This window comes from Paenibacillus hubeiensis, from assembly GCF_032334105.1.
Lineage (GTDB): Bacteria > Bacillota > Bacilli > Paenibacillales > Paenibacillaceae > Paenibacillus > Paenibacillus hubeiensis.
Genome location: NZ_JAVYAE020000002.1, coordinates 791,861 through 808,319, shown reverse-complemented (window position 1 = coordinate 808,319; position 16,459 = coordinate 791,861). Strand labels below are relative to the sequence as shown.

Genomic DNA, 16,459 nt, shown 5'->3' with positions numbered 1-16,459 from the left:
GCCTTACTCCTGACTTACGAAATCATTGAGCAGGCTTACATTTTTGTAACCTTGTCCATAGCGATGATGTTTGCTTTTCGTATCAAAGGTATAATGTAATGGATGACATGAACCGTGCCGGATCGGAGGGATTATATGTGAAGATCATGATCGTGGAAGACGATGCTACGATCAGGGAAATGCTCGGGGAAACCTTGCAGAAATGGGGATTCGAGTCCGTGCTTTGTGACGATTTTGAACGGGTGCAGGAACGATATGCCATAGAACAGCCTCATCTTGTACTTTTGGACATTAACCTGCCGGTGTATGACGGTTTCCATTGGTGCAGCCGGATTAGGGATGTCTCCAACGTGCCGATTATCTTTCTTTCCTCCCGCAATACGCCGATGGATATGGTGATGGCGATCAATATGGGCGGAGACGATTACATACAGAAGCCGTTCTATGACGAAGTCCTGATATCCAAAATCAAAGCGCTGCTGCGCAGGACCTATTCCTATATCGATCCCGTCCCGAATGTGATCGAGCACGACGGCCTGATCCTGAACCTGCATGATGGGAAGCTGTTATGCGGGGAGCAATCGGTGGAGCTGACGAAGAACGAATTCCGAATCCTGAATCTGCTGATGCAGCGTAAAGGAAGCATCGTTAGCAGAGAAACCATCATGCGTCGCTTGTGGGAGGATGAAAGCTTTGTGGATGACAACACTTTGACGGTTAATATGACGCGGATTCGAAAAAAACTGGATGATTTGGGTAAAAGCCGGTTCATCTCAACGATCAAGGGTGAGGGGTATATGATCAAATGAGTTTTGTTCGATACTTGGAAGATAAACGTTATGTGATCGTACTGGCCGCATCAATGATGCTGTTTGTAACCTTAATGATGGTGATTAGTTCATCCGGAACGTACGATGTCGGAGATATTTTTTACACGTTACTCGGGTGCTTGATCTTAACGGCCGCCTATCTGGTCGTTGGATATGCCCGGAACTACGCGCATTACCAAGCGTTGAATGAAATAACCGGTAACGGCGGTAACGGCGATGACGTTATGGTCGCTGCCATACCAAAACCGCTCAGTTATGAGCAAAGGCTGTATACAGCTTTGGCGAGAAAGCTTCATCAAGCGAAGCTGGATACCTTGCGGAAGTGCCATGAGGAGCGGAAGGACTATCATGACTTTATCATGTCTTGGATTCACGAGGTGAAGCTTCCCATCACGGCCGCCCATCTGTTGATGAGAAACAGTGCCGGCAAGTCGGCTGAGGAGCTCGTGTATAAGCTGGAGGATGAAGTGAATAAAATCGATCATTATGTAGAACAAGCGCTCTATTATTCCCGGATCGATTCATTTTCGAGGGATTATCTGATCGCCGAGGTTTCTTTGAACCAGATCATGCGGGCATGTGTCCGCAAGTACGCCAAGCTATTCGTTGCCAAACGGATCCGGTTTACCATGTGGGAAGAAGAACACGCGGTTCACAGTGACGCCAAGTGGCTTGGATTCATCGTCAACCAAATCATCACCAACGCCTTGAAATATACAAACCAAGGAGGTGCCGTTACCTGCTCCCTCGAGGACAATCCAAGCGAGAAGCGGCTTTTGATTCGGGATACCGGCATCGGAATCCTCCCGGAAGACCTCGGAAGAATTTTTGATAAAGGTTTCACCGGATCAACAGGCAGAAATGACGCAAAATCAACGGGTTTGGGATTGTACTTGGCCAGCCAGATGGCCGGCAAGCTGGGGCACCGGCTGTCTGCGCGATCAGAAGCGGGCCAATATACAGAGCTTGCGATCAGCTTCCCTAAATCGCGTAGCATTTATGGAAAGGTGTAACGTTACTTGCTGAGAACGCTGAAGGCTGCTTTAAACGTGTAACGCCGCTTAAATCTCCCGCAAGAGAATGGCGGCGTTTTTTATGCCGTTCATCCCTACTTATGTTTACCTTCCAATTGGTTGCTTATCTGAAACAGCTGCTCTGTTAATTCTATCCCGGTCTGTTCTCCTATGATATTGGAGTACCGATCAAACTTCGATATCCGGTTGAAGCTCTTTCCCCTTGTCTGTGGAGTAAATCAGCGACATTCTGCCTTTTTGTTCAGCGTACACCAGGCCTTTAGCCGGTAATGAACCGGCGACTGGTTATTTAGTTTTGTTTGAATGTGATAGAACGTTTCAGACTTTATCGTAGAATAAAACGATTCGATGGGGCATTATCAGCGTGCGCACCCTTGCAGGACATGCTCATGGTAATGCCTTTTCCCTTTACAGCTTCTTGATATGCCTGTTGTCAGCCTTTCAAAACAATGGGGATTGGAAAAAAACAGCTATTCCGGTTGGGTGTGAATATCAGGAAACAACTGCAGGCCTTTCCTTGTTCTGCATAGCTCCTAATGCAGACCATGCCGACGTCATGTACAAGTGTGCGATCCCGTGCGCAACAATAAAAAAAAGCCCGGTCACTTTGAACTGCACCCCAATTGTTAGACACACTCTAACAGTTGGAGGTGCATTTTTTTTATGACTAAATTTACGAAGGATAGGAAATTGACGATAATTCAAGGGTATGACCCAGATCTTCTATCACAGATGGAATACGCAAATCAAATGGGCGTTACCAAGTCCCAATTCCAATATTGGTTGAAGCTCTTTGAAATGCATGGCGAGTCTGCCTTTACTAACGTCTATACAAATTATACGGCAAGCTTTAAACTGGACGTACTCAATCATTTAGCTCAATCCAACGCTTCTCTCATGGATACCGCTGCTTTGTTTAAGCTCCCGGACTTCTCCATGTTGTATTTCTGGCAGAGAAAGATGGAGTCAGGCGGTATAGAAGCCCTTGAGCCAAAAAAGAAGGGGCGTCCATCCATGAAGAAAGATTCCAATTCATCTACCAAACGATCCGTAGTAGAAGGGTCTGTTGAAGCACTCGAAGAACGGATCAAGCAGCTCGAAATGGAAAATGAGTATCTAAAAAAGTTGAATGCCTTAGTTCAAAACAAGGGAAAATCACCAAACAGGACAAAGCACAAGTCGTCTGGGAACTGAGGCATAAATATCCGGTGTTGGCACTCGTACAACTGGCTGGTATCCCGCGAAGCACCTATTACAACATCATTAAGCGTATGAACCAACCAGATCCGAATGCCGATTTGGAAGCGGAGATCCAATCCATCTACGCAGAACATGACGGACGCTACGGTTATCGCCGCATTCGTGATGAATTGGCGATCCGTGGGTGGAAAGTGAACCACAAGAAGGTTCAGCGGCTCATGAAGAAAATGTCTCTTCAATGCCTGGTTCGTATGAAAAAGTATAAGTCATATAAAGGGACCGTCGGCAAAGTTGCACCGAATCATCTGGATTGCCAGTTCACGGCGGAGGCACCCAATGAGAAGTGGGTGACAGACATCACGGAGTTTAAGTTATTTGGAGAAAAGCTGTATCTATCTCCCATTTTGGACTTGTTCAACGGGGAGATTATCACCTATACCGTGGGTTCACGCACAACGTATTCTCTGGTGTCGAAATGCTGGATGAAGGGCTGAAGCGTCTGCCGGAAGAGCACCATCTTCTTCTTCATTCCGACCAAGGATGGCATTATCAAATGAAGCCGTATTGCCATGCGCTTAGGTCGAGAGGCATTCTCCAAAGCATGTCGCGAAAAGGGAATTGTTACGACAACGCCGTCATAGAGAACTTCTTCGGCATTCTCAAGTCGGAGTTTCTGTACTACAACGAGTTTGAAAATGTGGAACATTTCAAAGAAGAACTAAAAAAATATTTGGAATACTACAATACCAAACGGTTGAAGGCAAAAATAAAAATGAGCCCGGTACAGTACCGAACTCATTTTGAGAAAGCTGCCTGATGAAATCACCGCGTCTAACTTTTGGGGGTCACATCAAATTAGCGACTTCAATGGGAACATGTTCTTATCCCTCGACAATTCAGAACGAATCGTTGAACGTATCGCTACCAGCGATGTATGCTCTGACACGTCTGTCTAAAAAAAATAATAGATTCAAGCGTTATCCGAATTGATAAAAAATCCTGCATTCTCCTTAACCCACTCTGCGAACGTATACGGTTTGTGTCCTGTTACTTCCTCCACTGTCGACATAACGGTATAAGCAGATTTAGGCGGATTAAGGTGCCAACGAATCACGTAATCTATTGCATCCTCCTGAACACCCATTTTCCTCATCTGTTCACGTTCTTCTTCTTCAGAGCTTTCGATAAATTGAATTTCACGTCCAATAACCTCACTGATTATCCGAACTTTATCTTGAACCGACAAACTCTCAGGCCCTGTTAATGTATATATATGACCTGCATGACCTTCCCCAGTAAGTGCAACTGCTGCGACTCTTCCAATATCGGCTTCATGGACAGGAGCAATCCGTGATCCTCCGAACAGGTCTCGAACAACCCCCTCGGAGCGTATAGAGTTCGCCCATTTCCGTGCGTTTGCCATAAATTCAAAAGCTTGAAGCTGCGTCCACACCAGACTGCTTGACTCAACCGCCTTCTCAAAAGGGCCCTTCTCTCCGTTCCACAAAACGGTAACCCTTCGCACCCCGGCCTTCTCAGCAAGCTCAACGATTTCTGGTCCTGTTTGTAACGGGGCATATTCGGCACCTGTTGTAATTAAATGCATGCCGCAGATGCCAACCAACGCAGAGACTAGCGTACTTGGATCACTTAAATCTCCCGCGACAACCTCTACACCATGAGGAAGATTGGCTTGCTGCGGATTACGTGTCAATGCACGTACCTTTTGCCCCCTTTGAAGAAGTTGGTCCACGACATGCCGCCCTACGGTTCCCGTTGCCCCAGCAACTAATATAGTCATTTATTATCCTCCTCCCGTTTTTGCACCATCCGATTGATTTTTTCAGCCAAATTGAACTTCGCTTTGGTTAAAGCATCCAATTGTTGGTCAATCTCGTGCATTTTCGACTGATACATAAGCAGCAATTCCTCACAATAGACGTCTTTATCTTTATGCTCCTGTTGCTCAGGAAATCTACAGAAGATAATGTCCCGAATTTGGTCAGTTGTCAGCCCTAAACCTAAATAAAGCTGAATGGTGTTAATGGATTCGATCGCCTTTTCGTCATATTCTCTATAATTATTTTCTTGACGAGATGCTTTGATCAATCCTTTCTCCTCATAATAACGAATCGAACGGGCACTAACGCCAGTTATTTTTCTTACCTTTCCGATCTTCAAAATGATCACCTCATCGATTGGGAACGTTAGCTTAATTATAAAGCTTCACATTAATGTAAAGGTCAAGAAAAAAGATTAAATAAAAAAGAGCCCCTTAGGGGATGGCAATTAGTCAGTCATAACTCGCAGGATGTTGTTCGGTTTCGTAATATTTGCTGTAATAAACTGCCCGTTAGTTTAATGGAATAGCTTTAAAATCCAGTTAGATATTTATCTAATCGGAAATCGGAACATGTTCTTGTCCATTACGGCAATCGGTACAAGTTCATGTCCTTCGATAATAAATCAGGTTGAAATGATTGTATCGCTTGTATTCCATCTGCTCCATTTGATGCGATACGTGTTTGATACCCCTCTATAGAAAGGCCGTATGAAAGTAAATCTGCAATAGGTGCGTCATCTTCAATGATTAGAATTTTTGCTTTGTTCATTTTGATCCTAGTCTCTTAAATTACTAACGTCTGGAAAGCATCGCTGACAATGTCTCTTATCTTAAAGATCTATTTAAAAATAATCAATTTCGTTGATGTTCACTCAGTCATAGATAGTTTCACCTAATTTTCAAAAGTAAAATGAAATAGGTTGTAGAACTTATTCAACTGGAAGCATCATCAAAGTATTCTACACTTTCTTTAGGTATTTATAAAATCGGCAATCTGACTATGATTTATCCTTGGCTTGGGCTGGTTGTTTGTATGGATTTTAAGGTGGCTTGTACGGTAGTGGTCCGAAAGAAAAAAAGGCAACCCCTCGGAATCAAGAAGAGGTTGCCTTTTTGCGTTTGTATTCGATCAGAATCGTTTGTATATGCGCCGACCTTAAACTTTAAGTTCAAGTGCGAAAACTTGATTCAAATGTCTGCGAAGCTTGGCGATATGTTGTTCGATATCCGGATTAGTGATCACATCGTGGATGCTGAAACTTGCCAACGGCTCCATGCCAATGAAGCGTTGAGTAGCGTGAATGTGCTCCAATGTCCCTTCCAAATCCAACCCTTTGAAGAAGCCTTCCGAGTTGTTATATTCGCTCTCCGGAGCATTCCAAGTCGTGGAGATCATGTACTTCTTCCCTTTCAACAGTCCGCCTTGCCCATACTTTTCGGCTCCTTGGAACATCACGCCATATTCATAGACTTCATCGATATACTTTTTGAACAGCGTAGGCAATGAGAACCAGTAAATTGGAGTTTGAAAAATAATCGTGTCGGACCACTTGAATTTCTCCTGTTCTTCTTTGATATCGTAGCCGTCTTGAACAACCGTCGTTTTTATGTTGTATTTTTCCGACAAGTTGGAAATCATCTCGTCAACCAACGTTTTATTCAATCTTCCTTGCGAATAGGGGTAGAACTGATGACCGTTAATAATTAAGATATTATTCATGATGATTTTCTCCTTTAATCTCTTTGGATTTGTGAATGTGTTAAAATTGAAGCATAATAAGTGATGGCTTTATCTTAACTTGATTCGGTTCATCCAAGAAGAACTGTGTTTATATCATTGTTCCCCCTAACGTTATTCGCGATTCTATATTTCGCAATCCTAATACTGAGAGTATCAGCTTGAAAGGAGCGTTCTGCTATGAGCGACGATCAACGCCGTCAGGAGCTCGGGCAATTTCTTCGTACGCGACGGCTTCGGCTCTCGCCGGAAGAAGCGGGCCTGCCACACACCGAATTTACGAGAAGACGAACGAAAGGACTCAGGCGCGAAGAAGTTTCAGCGCTTGCCGGGATTTCGCTGCCTTGGTATACCTCTTTGGAGCAGGGACGTGATATCAACGTTTCCGACCAGGTGCTGGACAGTCTGGCTCGCGTTCTTCGCCTTGACCAAGATGAGCATCACCATCTCCATTTCCTTGCAAATCCTCGCCAAAACGCCTTCATTCCGAAGGAAGAGGAGCCCGCGGTGTCTTCTCCGCTGAACTATTTATTGGATCAGATGCCGCTCTGCCCCGCTTACATTACCGACGCGAAAATGAATGTACTAACTTGGAATCGTCTGGCTCTCTCGGTATTCGGCCCTTTCGGTACGGCCAACAGCCGCGAACGCAATATGATCTGGCGCATATTCATGCTGTCATCCTACAGAACGATGTTCATCGACTGGGAAGACTTGGCTGCATCTCTCCTCGGCCACTTCCGCGTGATGTACAGCCAGAATCTCGAAGATACTTGGTATACGGAGTTCATCGTGGAAATGAAGGAGAGTTGCCCCGAGTTTGCAACCATGTGGGAGAACTACGAGGTTCGTTGCACGAGCAAGCACCCGCAAGCGATTACGCATCCGCGGGCTGGATTACTGAACCTGTCAACGCTTGTCTTGCCAGTTCAGAACGGAAGCGGGCAGTTCCTGCATGCTTATACGCCTGATCTGCAGGATGGCTCGGCTGAGCGCCTAGCCCAACTCGCGGAGGAAATGACGGTTAAGCAATAAACAGCAAAGTTGTTTAAGCACCGGCCTATAAACGGCCGGTGCTTTTTTTCGAATAGCAATTTTTTGTTGACTAATCTAATATACGACAATCTCATCCACTTGAGCCTGATGGTCAGCAACTCGTAGGTGAGATTGTTCTTGTTTCTTCCAACATCCGAATCGGGCGGTCTTCAGCACTCTTACAGTAGCGCCAAAAATCGCCTTACCTATGATAAGGTTCACCACGATTGATCTTAGAGTATCCTGCCTGTTAGTTAAGTGAATCGAAGAGCGAGATATCGATTAGATATATACCTAATCGATAATAGGAACAAGTTCTTGTCCCTCGAAACTGATTGCTTGCTGCAACAACGATTTTAACGTGGGTTGTAGGTTAGCGGTTCGATAGAAAAAAGCAAACTCTTTGATCAAGAAGAGCTTGCTTTTTTAGTTTGTATTCGATCAGAATCGTTTGTATATGCCGACCTTAAACTTTAAGTTCAAGTGCGTGGGAAACCCAGCAAACATTTAAGAAGGTGTTACAAATCATGGAAACCAACCTGAAACTCCGAAAGAAGTCCCCTTCAGCCATTCCGGTACATCAGCTGCACCTTACAATCTGCTGATTTCTCCCCGAGATCCGTGCGGTAGACGGTGATTCCATGTGGATTTTTCACCCCACGTCGATTACAATGAATTTAACCATTCTGATCAGAAGTTTAACTAAAAATATCATTAGGAGAATCAACAAATGATCAAATCCCAACGCATCAATCAGATTAAAGAATACGTTTTTGAGCATGAATCAGTATCCCTTGAGGAACTGGTCGAGCATTTTGGGGTATCCAAAAATACGATTCGCCGGGATGTTCAATCCCTGGTAGATTCCGGAATAATAAAAAAAGTGTACGGCGGGGTATCTGTCAATCATTCCAAGCTTGTTGTCTTCAATGAACGTCGTGACCAAAACTTGACCAAGAAGCAGGAAATCGGCAAGCTGGCTTCCCAGTTCGTGGAGGACGGCGACGTTATTTTTGTCGATTCGGGTACGACGACTCTGGAGCTTCTTCCCTACATTCATCACAAGCAGCTCACGATTGTCACCAACAATTTCGATTTTATTCATGAAGCCAAGCCGTATCCTTCCCTTTCCATCTTTTCAACCGGCGGCATGCTTGAACGCAAAACGAATTCTTTTGTCGGGTTCCAAAGCATCGAGCTTCTTAAGAAGTATAATATTAACAAAGCATTCGTAGCGTCCACGGGGATTTCGATTACAAACGGTGTAACCAACTCGTCTCCGCTGGAGACCGACATTAAAAGCACGGTTGTGGAAAAGAGCCTGAACGTGTACCTGATGATTGATGACAGCAAATTCGACAAATACGCGATCACGACGTACTGTTCCCTCAGCGACATTGACTACCTGATCACCAATAGCGTGCCAAACATAACCTACCAGCAATACGCATCAGAACACGGGATCACCATCGTGACACCATAACGACCGAAACCCAAAAGCAGCACGTTCCATTCCTCTGTTTGGCACAGAATGGAACGTGCTGCTTTTTTGTTGGCCGTTATTTGGCTTTCAAGCTGAGCGCTTTGCCGCTGGAACCGAATTCCCGGATTTTGGAGCGCACCGTTTCTCGAATGGCTGCTCTGGCAGGCGTCAAAATGGTCCGCGGTTCCGTTGTTTCCGTATCCGCTGCAAGAGTCTTACGCAGCTGATGAGACCAAGTTGTGACGCATTCGGTGTTGATGTTCACTTTGGCATGACCCAGTTGGATTGCTCGCTGCAATTGGTGCCGCGGAATGCCTGAGGCGCCGTGCAGTACAAGCGGAATACCCACCATTCCGGATATCACTTCCATCTCTGCGAAGCCAAGCTTTGGCTCCCCGACATATCTGCCGTGGACGGATCCTAGGGCAGCCGCAAGAGCATCAATGCCTGTTTCCTCCACGATCCGTTTGCATTCATTCGGGTCCGCATATTGGATGCCGCCGATCAGGCCATCTTCCATGCCGCCCACAGTGCCAACCTCGGCTTCGACGGAAACGCCTTTGGTGGCTGCATATGCTGTGACTTTTTTTGTATCTCGTATATTGTCGTCGATTGGACCATGGGACCCGTCGAACATGACGGAAGTAAACCCCGCGTCAATGGCGCGCAGACAATTCTCGACCGTCTTGCCATGGTCGAGATGAAGGGCTACGGGTACCTGAATCTTTTTCTCTTCAACCAGCACACTTACCATTGCTGCAACAGTCCGGTAACCGCCCAGAAAATCAATGAGCCGATCCGATGCCGCTACAATGACCGGCGCCTCTTCCTGCTGCGCCGCATCCAGAATGGCATGAACCCAGGATAGACCGTTTACATTGAATTGGCCGACACCGTAATTCTCCTCTTTTGCTTTCTGCAGCATTTCCTTCATGGATACCAAGGGCATGACCATCACCTCCCATCACTCTCTTTGCTAGCCGAGGCCCAGCCCTTCTTTCATTTTTTTCAGCATAATTGCGCTTGATTCTTCCGGTTTGTCGCTATATGCAAACACTGCATTCGTAGCAATGCCATCAAACTTCATCTCGCGCAGCTTGCGGAACAATGTATCAAAATCAACGTCGCCTTCACCGATGTTCAAATGCTGGTGCACCGTCACCTTGGCGTCCGGCGGATTGACAATGTAGCGCAATCCGTATGCGGCCTTATGGTTAAAGGTATCCGCAAACAGCACATGATCCAAGAGATCCCCCGCTTCATCCAGCATTTTGGCAATATCGCCTACGCCGTCATCATAGAAGAACGTATGGGCAACGGAGTATACAAGTTTGATCCATGGGCGATCAAGCGCACGGATCATATCGATCGCGCCGGTATTGGTCTCAATAAAATCATAAGGATGCGCTTGCAGGTTAAGGCGAATGCCTTCCTTCTCGAAGACCGGGATCAGTTCGTCCATCGACTTGACAAACTTCTCTTCACAGATAAAGGGTTCATATTTGGAGCCGCTGAATTCGCTATTCATCAAATCCACGTCCAGCTCAACGGCGATTTCAATGGCACGCTTCCAATTCCGAACGGCCGCCTGTCTTCTCTCTTCATCCGGTCCAGCCCAGTGGTACAGCGGCAGAAGGGAAGAAAATTTCAGGCCCGCCTCGCTCATCCATTTTTTGACCTGCTTGATCTTCGCTTTATCCACCTTGGGATATTTGTAAAATGGACAGAAATCCTCGCGAGGCGAAAGCTCGATATATTCATAGCCCAGATCGGCGACCTTGAAAATCATCTCTTCCATCGAAAGGGAATCCCTGAAATGCGTCGGATCGTATGCCAGCTTCATGCTTGTTCCTCCTCTTTGCCTGTATTGGATTTAATACTGCTTCGATTTTTTCAACATGTCTACCTTCCGCTGGTATGCACGCTGTATCCCCTCTCGTTCCGATACTTCTGCCACTCCGACATGCCACCAGCTATCGTAGCCATCTGTCATCGTTTTGGGCAGCACTTTCATCTCGATCAAGGTGGAATTCGGCTGCTTCTTTGCATCCTCCAAGGCCGTTATCAGCTCTTCCACGGTGTTGGCGCGGTAGACCTTTGCTCCATACGCTTCCGCGATCTTGGCGTAATCAATGTTCATGATCCGGTTATCCCGTGTTCTGAATTCGCAGTAATAGCTTCCTGAGCCATGATCCATTTGCAGGTTGTTGATGCATCCGAAGCCGGCGTTGTCGAACAGCAAGACGTTGATTTTTTGGTGATACTGGATCGCCGTGACCAATTCGGAGTGCAGCATAAGGAAGCTGCCGTCGCCTACGATGGAATATACCTCGCGGTCGGGATTCGCCAGCTTGATGCCGAGCGCGCCCGATACTTCATATCCCATGCAGGAATACCCGTATTCCAAATGGTACGTGTTACTCACTTCCGACTTCCAAAGCCGCTGCAAATCTCCCGGGAGCGAACCGGCGGACGACACGATAATGCTGTCTTTGTCAATCGTATCGTTAATGGCAATCAGTGCCGTCGTTTGCGGCAATTCCGATGCCAGTGCATCGGCATACTCATTCATCGTCTCCTGGGTGAAGTGCTGTTTGACCTCTGGCACAAAGCCTGTACGCTTGAATTCCACTTTGGAGAGACGTAAGCGTTCATCGGCCCATTCCTGCTGCAGCTCTGGAATAATCGGTCCGAATTCGCTGATGTACCCTTCCAGCCGGTCATACAGTTGGGTCAGCGCTTCCTTCGCATCAGCCACCAGCTGTAAGCCATCCAGCTTGTAAGCCTGCATTCGGCTCACATTGATGTTCAGAAATTTCGTGCGATCAAAATCAAACGCCGTCTTGGAGGAAGTGGCAAAATCGGTATAGCGGGTCCCGATGCCAATGACCAGATCGGCTATGCGGGCGGCTTTGTTTGCTGCGAGTGTTCCTGTAATCCCCATTCCGCCCAGATTGTTCTCGAACGTGCTCTCGACGGCGGATTTGCCTGCCTGCGTCTCTACCAGGGGAATATCGTATTTCCTGGAGAACGCGATCACTTCTTCTCTCGCTCCGGAGTATTTTACGCCTCCGCCGACCAGAATCAGCGGCTTGCGGCTGCTGCGGATCAGCTGCTCCGCGGCTTGCAGCTCCCGTTCGCTTGGCTGCAATCGATCCAAATAGTGAACGCGCTTCTGAAAGAATGTCTCGTCGAAATCGAACGCTTCCCCTTCCACGTCCTGGGAAATGCAGATGGTGACAGGTCCGCTCTTGACCGGGTCGGTCAGTACCTCGAAACCCCGAATCAACGCGCTCATCAGCTGCTCCGGACGCGTCACGCGATCCCAATAGCGGGACACCGGCTGCAGCGCATCGTTGGTCGTGACGGCCATGCTGTATTCCTGCTCGATCTGCTGCAGAACTGGGTCGGGCTGCCTTGTTGCAAACGTATCCGCAGGCAGGAACAGCACAGGCAGGTTGTTGGCAAGTGCCGTACCGGCGGCTGTTACCAGATTGGCAGATCCCGGGCCCGATGAGGTGGATACCGCATATATTTTTCGCCGCAAGGTTTCCTTGGCATAAGCGATTGCCGCGTGAGCCATGCCCTGCTCGTTCTTGCCCTGATACACCTTCAGATGACCGGCATCCTGCTCCAGCGCCTGACCGATCCCCAGTACGTTGCCGTGGCCAAAGATGGTGAATATCCCTTCGACAAAAGGGGTCTCTCGACCATCGACATGAATGTACTGCTGGTTAAGAAATTTGATCAATGCTTGCGCTGTTGTCATTTTGATCTTGTTGCCCATGATTCAACTCCACCTTTATTGAAGTGTTATCCTGATATCAGGAATGGATGACAGGCTGATTGGCAATCAGTGCTTCAATCTCGTTAACGGTTGGCATCGCTTCCGACGAGCTGTGCTTGCTGACCACGATGGATGCCGAAGCGCTGCCGTATTTCAGCGCGGTCTCGATGTCCTTGCCGGAGATCAGGGCATACAGGAATGCCGAAGCATACGAGTCGCCGGCACCAAACGTCTTGAGCACTTTCGTCTTGTATGCCTGTGCACGGAAGACGTCGCCGGATTTGGTGTAGGCATAGGAGCCTTCGACCCCGTGTTTGATAACCACGATTTCCGGTCGATGACCGAACAGCGCATGAATGGTATCTTCGTTGATTCCGCCTTCTTGGCCTTCCATCACGTCATATTCATCGCGCGTTCCAATGACAATGTCCGATAGTTCGGCTACCAGCGAGTAGTACACAGACGTCTCTTCTTTGCTTTTCCACGTGTAGGGACGATAGTCCAATTCGAAAACGACTTTCGTCCCGTTCCGCTTAGCCAACCGAACAGCTTTGAGGACCGCCTCCCGGGAAGGGCTTTGAGCCAGCGCCGTACCGGAGACCAGCAGTATGCCCGCCTGTTTGATGTATTCCTCGTCCACTTCTTCCGGTCGCAAATACAAATCCGCTACGTCGTCCCGGTACATCAGGATGCTGCATTCCTCGGGGCTCTTGATCTCTGTGAAAGCAAGGCCTGTCTTATGCCCTTCCTGGTCAACGACAAGCCGGGACGTATCGATTCCGGCGTCACTCATGTATTTCCGGATAAAGCGGCCATGCTGGTCATCGGCAATTTTGCCGATAAAGCCAGCTTTGAGTCCAAGGCGCGACGCTCCGATCGCGATATTGGCCGGAGAGCCTCCCACATACTTGACGAAGGTCATCGTTTCCTCCATCGGGCGATTGTATTCTGCAGCATTCAGGTCAATGCAGGCTCTTCCGATCGCGATCAAATCATATTTCTTTTCTCCGCTTGTTCCACTGTTCATGCTCTTTCCGCTCCTTTTCGGTTAGTTGCGATCCAGAATCCATTCATGATCCGGGTCGTTGTGGAACTTCCATATCCGTTGGGGGCCTGCCATAACATTCAAATAGTACGACGTATATCCATCCGGCACACCAACCGGATGATATCCGGCAGGCACGATCACCACGTCCCGATGCTCGACAGCCATGGTCTCATCCAGCGTTCGGTCATCCGTGTACACCCGCTGGAACAAAAAACCGGCAGGCGGATCGATTTCATGATAGTAGGTCTCCTCCAGGAACGATTCATGCGGAAGCCGATCCTGATCATGCTTGTGGGGCGGATAGCTGGAGAAGTTGCCCCCCTCCGTATAGACTTCCACCACAAGAAGGCTGCTCGCAGTCGGATCATGATCAGGCAGGATATTGTGGACCATGCGTTTGTTCTGATATTTTCCCCGATGCTCGACGCCGACCTCCCCTGCTTTGATCCATTTCGTGGGAAGCGGCTGCAGCGCAGGCGCGTAACACAGAGCAACGGTAGCTTGGGACGCCGCTTTGATCGCGAAGCTTTTGCCGCCGGATACGAATACGCTATCTGTCGGTTTCTTCTCGAAAACGTCCATTCTCGTTCCTATGCCTTCAAAAACATGTTCTCCTTCGGTAACGGTAATCTTGCCTGTCAAGGCAACGATGCAGCATTCCTGATCCGTCAGCGACTCTTCATAGCGCCCTTGCGCTTGGAGGTCAATCAATTTGAAGCCGACGTATTCCAGTTCGGTGTCTTGCGTCATCAATTGATGAACGATTGTGACAACGCCTTCCTGCTGTGTTGAATTAGGCTTGCGCAGAAGATGACTGACCACGTATGAATCCCTCCCGTTTATTCAAATTCCGGTTCCGTATAACGTGCGGTCACGACTTTTTTGCGAGTGTAGAAATCCACGCTGTCTTTCCCGTTGGCATGCAGCGTGCCGTAGAACGAAGATTTCCAGCCCGAGAACGGGAAGAATGCCATCGGAGCGGGTACGCCGAGGTTGATGCCCAGCATTCCCGCATCGATATTTTCACGGAAATAACGAATGGCGTGCGCATTTGTGGTGAAGAGGCATGCCCCATTGGCGAATTCCGACTGATTTGCGATTTCCACCGCTTCCTTCAGGTTTTTCACCCGAATAATGGACAATACCGGAGCAAAAATCTCTTCTTTCCAAATGGTCATATCGGTTGTTACGCCTTCGAAAATGGTTGGTCCAACGAAGTAGCCGTCTTCCAGCAGATGATCCCGACCGTCCACCAGGAGCTGCGCCCCTTCTTCAATCCCTTTTTCGATGTAGCGGATCGTACGCGTTTTGTTCTCTTCGCGGATGACCGGGCCAAGAAATACCCCGTCCTCCAAGCCGTTCCCCATTTTTACGTTTTGCGTTTTTTCTTTGAGCAGTGCGATGAATTCATCCGCAATGCCTTCTTCGACGGTCACGACGGCACAGGCCATGCAGCGTTCACCGGCGGAACCGAATGCTGCGCTTACCACGTTCGTGACCGTATCTTCCAGATTGGCATCATTCAGGACAATCGTATGGTTCTTGGCTCCCGTCAACGCCTGTACCCGTTTGAGATGTTCACTGCCTTTTTTGTACACGTACTCGCCGACCGGCTTGGAGCCAACGAATGAAATCGCTTTAATTTCCGGATGCTCCAGAATTCCGTTGACGACGTCATGAGCTCCATACACGATATTGAATACGCCAGCAGGCAGCCCGGCTTCGGTAAACAGTTCCGCAAGTCTTTCGGTCAGGAGCGGCGTACGCTCGGAAGGCTTCAAAATAAAGGCATTCCCCAGCGAAATGGCCATCGGGAACATCCAGCAAGGTACCATCATCGGGAAGTTGAACGGCGCAATGCCTCCGACGATTCCGATGGGATAACGGTAGTTGGCAGCCTCGACGTCCGTTGCAATGGAGGCCAGCGAATCTCCCATCATTAGTGAAGGCGTTCCTGCGGCAAATTCGACGTTCTCTATTCCGCGCTGCACCTCGCCGAGTGCTTCATGCAGACTCTTGCCGTTTTCGATCGTAATCAGGCGGGCCAGCTCGTCCTTGTGCTTCGAAAGCAGCTGCTGGTAATTGAAGAGGATGCGTGCACGTCTTGGAACTGCGACCCTCTTCCATTTCTCGAAGGCTTCTTTCGCAACTTGCACTGCATAGTCCATGTCCTCTTTGGTCGACAGCGGAACCTGGCATATCCGTTCTTTCGTAGCCGGATTGTAAACGTCTTCATATTTGGTCGCGCGACTTTCCACCCATTGACCGCCGATATAGTTTTTCAATTTTCTTGCCGTTGTGTTCATCGTTGTGGACATCGTCAAGCTCCTCCCTCAGGTTGAAAATAAGAACCATAAAACCAGAGACATTTCACGGTTTGTAAAGTACATTTTTGATTATGTTTTGGTTATGTTTTTATGATATCCGATAAAAAACTAACCGTCAACCCAGTAAAAAAACT

The 16,459-nt window shown here is 48.0% G+C and carries 14 protein-coding genes and 1 pseudogene; 5 read left to right on the top strand and 10 right to left on the bottom strand.

Annotated features, from left to right (window positions below; all coding sequences use genetic code 11):
* Positions 1-137: 137 nt before the first annotated feature.
* From RSX24_RS10105 to RSX24_RS10090, 3 genes and pseudogenes are all read left to right on the top strand, one after another.
* Entirely contained in the window at positions 138-809 is a 672-nt protein-coding gene (locus RSX24_RS10105) for a response regulator transcription factor (RefSeq protein ID WP_343260483.1), read from the top strand.
* Complete coding sequence (locus RSX24_RS10100; RefSeq protein WP_343260482.1) at positions 806-1,843, top strand: sensor histidine kinase; 1,038 nt, start codon at positions 806-808, stop codon at positions 1,841-1,843. Before RSX24_RS10105 ends, RSX24_RS10100 begins: the two co-directional genes overlap by 4 nt.
* A gap of 684 nt (positions 1,844-2,527) precedes the next feature.
* Positions 2,528-3,881: pseudogene (locus tag RSX24_RS10090) on the top strand (IS3 family transposase).
* Between the two features lie 153 nt (positions 3,882-4,034).
* Here RSX24_RS10090 and RSX24_RS10085 read toward each other — a convergent pair.
* The 4 genes from RSX24_RS10085 to RSX24_RS10070 all read right to left on the bottom strand — a co-directional run bounded on the left by RSX24_RS10085 (position 4,035) and on the right by RSX24_RS10070 (position 6,627).
* Complete coding sequence (locus tag RSX24_RS10085; RefSeq protein WP_343260481.1) at positions 4,035-4,865, bottom strand: NmrA family NAD(P)-binding protein; 831 nt, start codon at positions 4,863-4,865, stop codon at positions 4,035-4,037.
* The gene (locus tag RSX24_RS10080) at positions 4,862-5,254 is read right to left on the bottom strand and encodes a MerR family transcriptional regulator (protein WP_343260480.1); all 393 of its coding nucleotides are present in this window, start codon (positions 5,252-5,254) and stop codon (positions 4,862-4,864) included. Before RSX24_RS10080 ends, RSX24_RS10085 begins: the two co-directional genes overlap by 4 nt.
* A 236-nt stretch (positions 5,255-5,490) precedes the next feature.
* Positions 5,491-5,676 carry a response regulator transcription factor gene (locus RSX24_RS10075; protein ID WP_438286785.1) on the bottom strand — a complete coding sequence of 62 codons (186 nt, stop codon included), beginning with the start codon at positions 5,674-5,676 and terminating at the stop codon, positions 5,491-5,493.
* Between the two features lie 387 nt (positions 5,677-6,063).
* Positions 6,064-6,627 (bottom strand): NAD(P)H-dependent oxidoreductase, encoded by a 564-nt coding sequence (locus RSX24_RS10070; protein ID WP_343260479.1) that lies wholly within the window; start codon positions 6,625-6,627, stop codon positions 6,064-6,066.
* Positions 6,628-6,825: 198 nt separating this feature from the next.
* Between RSX24_RS10070 and RSX24_RS10065 the strand changes: the two genes are divergently transcribed.
* Positions 6,826-7,680: a helix-turn-helix transcriptional regulator gene (locus RSX24_RS10065; protein WP_236412869.1), complete on the top strand. Its 855-nt coding sequence runs from the start codon at positions 6,826-6,828 to the stop codon at positions 7,678-7,680.
* Between the two features lie 730 nt (positions 7,681-8,410).
* On the top strand, positions 8,411-9,163 hold the full coding sequence (locus RSX24_RS10060) for a DeoR/GlpR family DNA-binding transcription regulator (protein WP_236412868.1): 753 nt from the start codon (positions 8,411-8,413) through the stop codon (positions 9,161-9,163).
* 76 nt (positions 9,164-9,239) lie between these two features.
* Here the strand turns inward: RSX24_RS10060 and fba are convergent, their stop codons facing one another.
* From fba to iolA, 6 genes are read right to left on the bottom strand one after another with little or no spacing between them, the layout of a single operon-like run.
* Positions 9,240-10,112: a class II fructose-1,6-bisphosphate aldolase gene (gene fba, locus RSX24_RS10055; RefSeq protein WP_343260478.1), complete on the bottom strand. Its 873-nt coding sequence runs from the start codon at positions 10,110-10,112 to the stop codon at positions 9,240-9,242.
* A gap of 27 nt (positions 10,113-10,139) precedes the next feature.
* Positions 10,140-11,006, bottom strand: a complete 867-nt coding sequence (locus RSX24_RS10050; RefSeq protein ID WP_236412866.1) for a sugar phosphate isomerase/epimerase family protein — start codon at positions 11,004-11,006, stop codon at positions 10,140-10,142.
* 30 nt (positions 11,007-11,036) lie between these two features.
* Positions 11,037-12,950 carry a 3D-(3,5/4)-trihydroxycyclohexane-1,2-dione acylhydrolase (decyclizing) gene (gene iolD, locus RSX24_RS10045; RefSeq protein ID WP_343260477.1) on the bottom strand — a complete coding sequence of 638 codons (1,914 nt, stop codon included), beginning with the start codon at positions 12,948-12,950 and terminating at the stop codon, positions 11,037-11,039.
* Positions 12,951-12,987: 37 nt separating this feature from the next.
* On the bottom strand, positions 12,988-13,977 hold the full coding sequence (iolC, locus tag RSX24_RS10040) for a 5-dehydro-2-deoxygluconokinase (RefSeq protein ID WP_236412863.1): 990 nt from the start codon (positions 13,975-13,977) through the stop codon (positions 12,988-12,990).
* A 21-nt stretch (positions 13,978-13,998) separates the two neighbouring features.
* Positions 13,999-14,820 carry a 5-deoxy-glucuronate isomerase gene (iolB, locus tag RSX24_RS10035; protein ID WP_343260476.1) on the bottom strand — a complete coding sequence of 274 codons (822 nt, stop codon included), beginning with the start codon at positions 14,818-14,820 and terminating at the stop codon, positions 13,999-14,001.
* A 17-nt stretch (positions 14,821-14,837) separates the two neighbouring features.
* Complete coding sequence (gene iolA / locus RSX24_RS10030) at positions 14,838-16,304, bottom strand: methylmalonate-semialdehyde dehydrogenase (protein ID WP_236412977.1); 1,467 nt, start codon at positions 16,302-16,304, stop codon at positions 14,838-14,840.
* Positions 16,305-16,459: the final 155 nt, after the last annotated feature.

Coding starts and splice junctions, on each gene's coding strand:
- iolA (WP_236412977.1), bottom strand. CDS start 16,304: ATGAACACAACGGCAAGAAAATTGAAAAACTATATCGGCGGTCAATGG.
- iolC (WP_236412863.1), bottom strand. CDS start 13,977: ATGAACAGTGGAACAAGCGGAGAAAAGAAATATGATTTGATCGCGATC.
- RSX24_RS10065 (WP_236412869.1), top strand. CDS start 6,826: ATGAGCGACGATCAACGCCGTCAGGAGCTCGGGCAATTTCTTCGTACG.
- RSX24_RS10100 (WP_343260482.1), top strand. CDS start 806: ATGAGTTTTGTTCGATACTTGGAAGATAAACGTTATGTGATCGTACTG.
- RSX24_RS10075 (WP_438286785.1), bottom strand. CDS start 5,676: ATGAACAAAGCAAAAATTCTAATCATTGAAGATGACGCACCTATTGCA.
- iolD (WP_343260477.1), bottom strand. CDS start 12,950: ATGGGCAACAAGATCAAAATGACAACAGCGCAAGCATTGATCAAATTT.
- RSX24_RS10060 (WP_236412868.1), top strand. CDS start 8,411: ATGATCAAATCCCAACGCATCAATCAGATTAAAGAATACGTTTTTGAG.
- RSX24_RS10050 (WP_236412866.1), bottom strand. CDS start 11,006: ATGAAGCTGGCATACGATCCGACGCATTTCAGGGATTCCCTTTCGATG.
- RSX24_RS10070 (WP_343260479.1), bottom strand. CDS start 6,627: ATGAATAATATCTTAATTATTAACGGTCATCAGTTCTACCCCTATTCG.
- RSX24_RS10085 (WP_343260481.1), bottom strand. CDS start 4,865: ATGACTATATTAGTTGCTGGGGCAACGGGAACCGTAGGGCGGCATGTC.
- fba (WP_343260478.1), bottom strand. CDS start 10,112: ATGCCCTTGGTATCCATGAAGGAAATGCTGCAGAAAGCAAAAGAGGAG.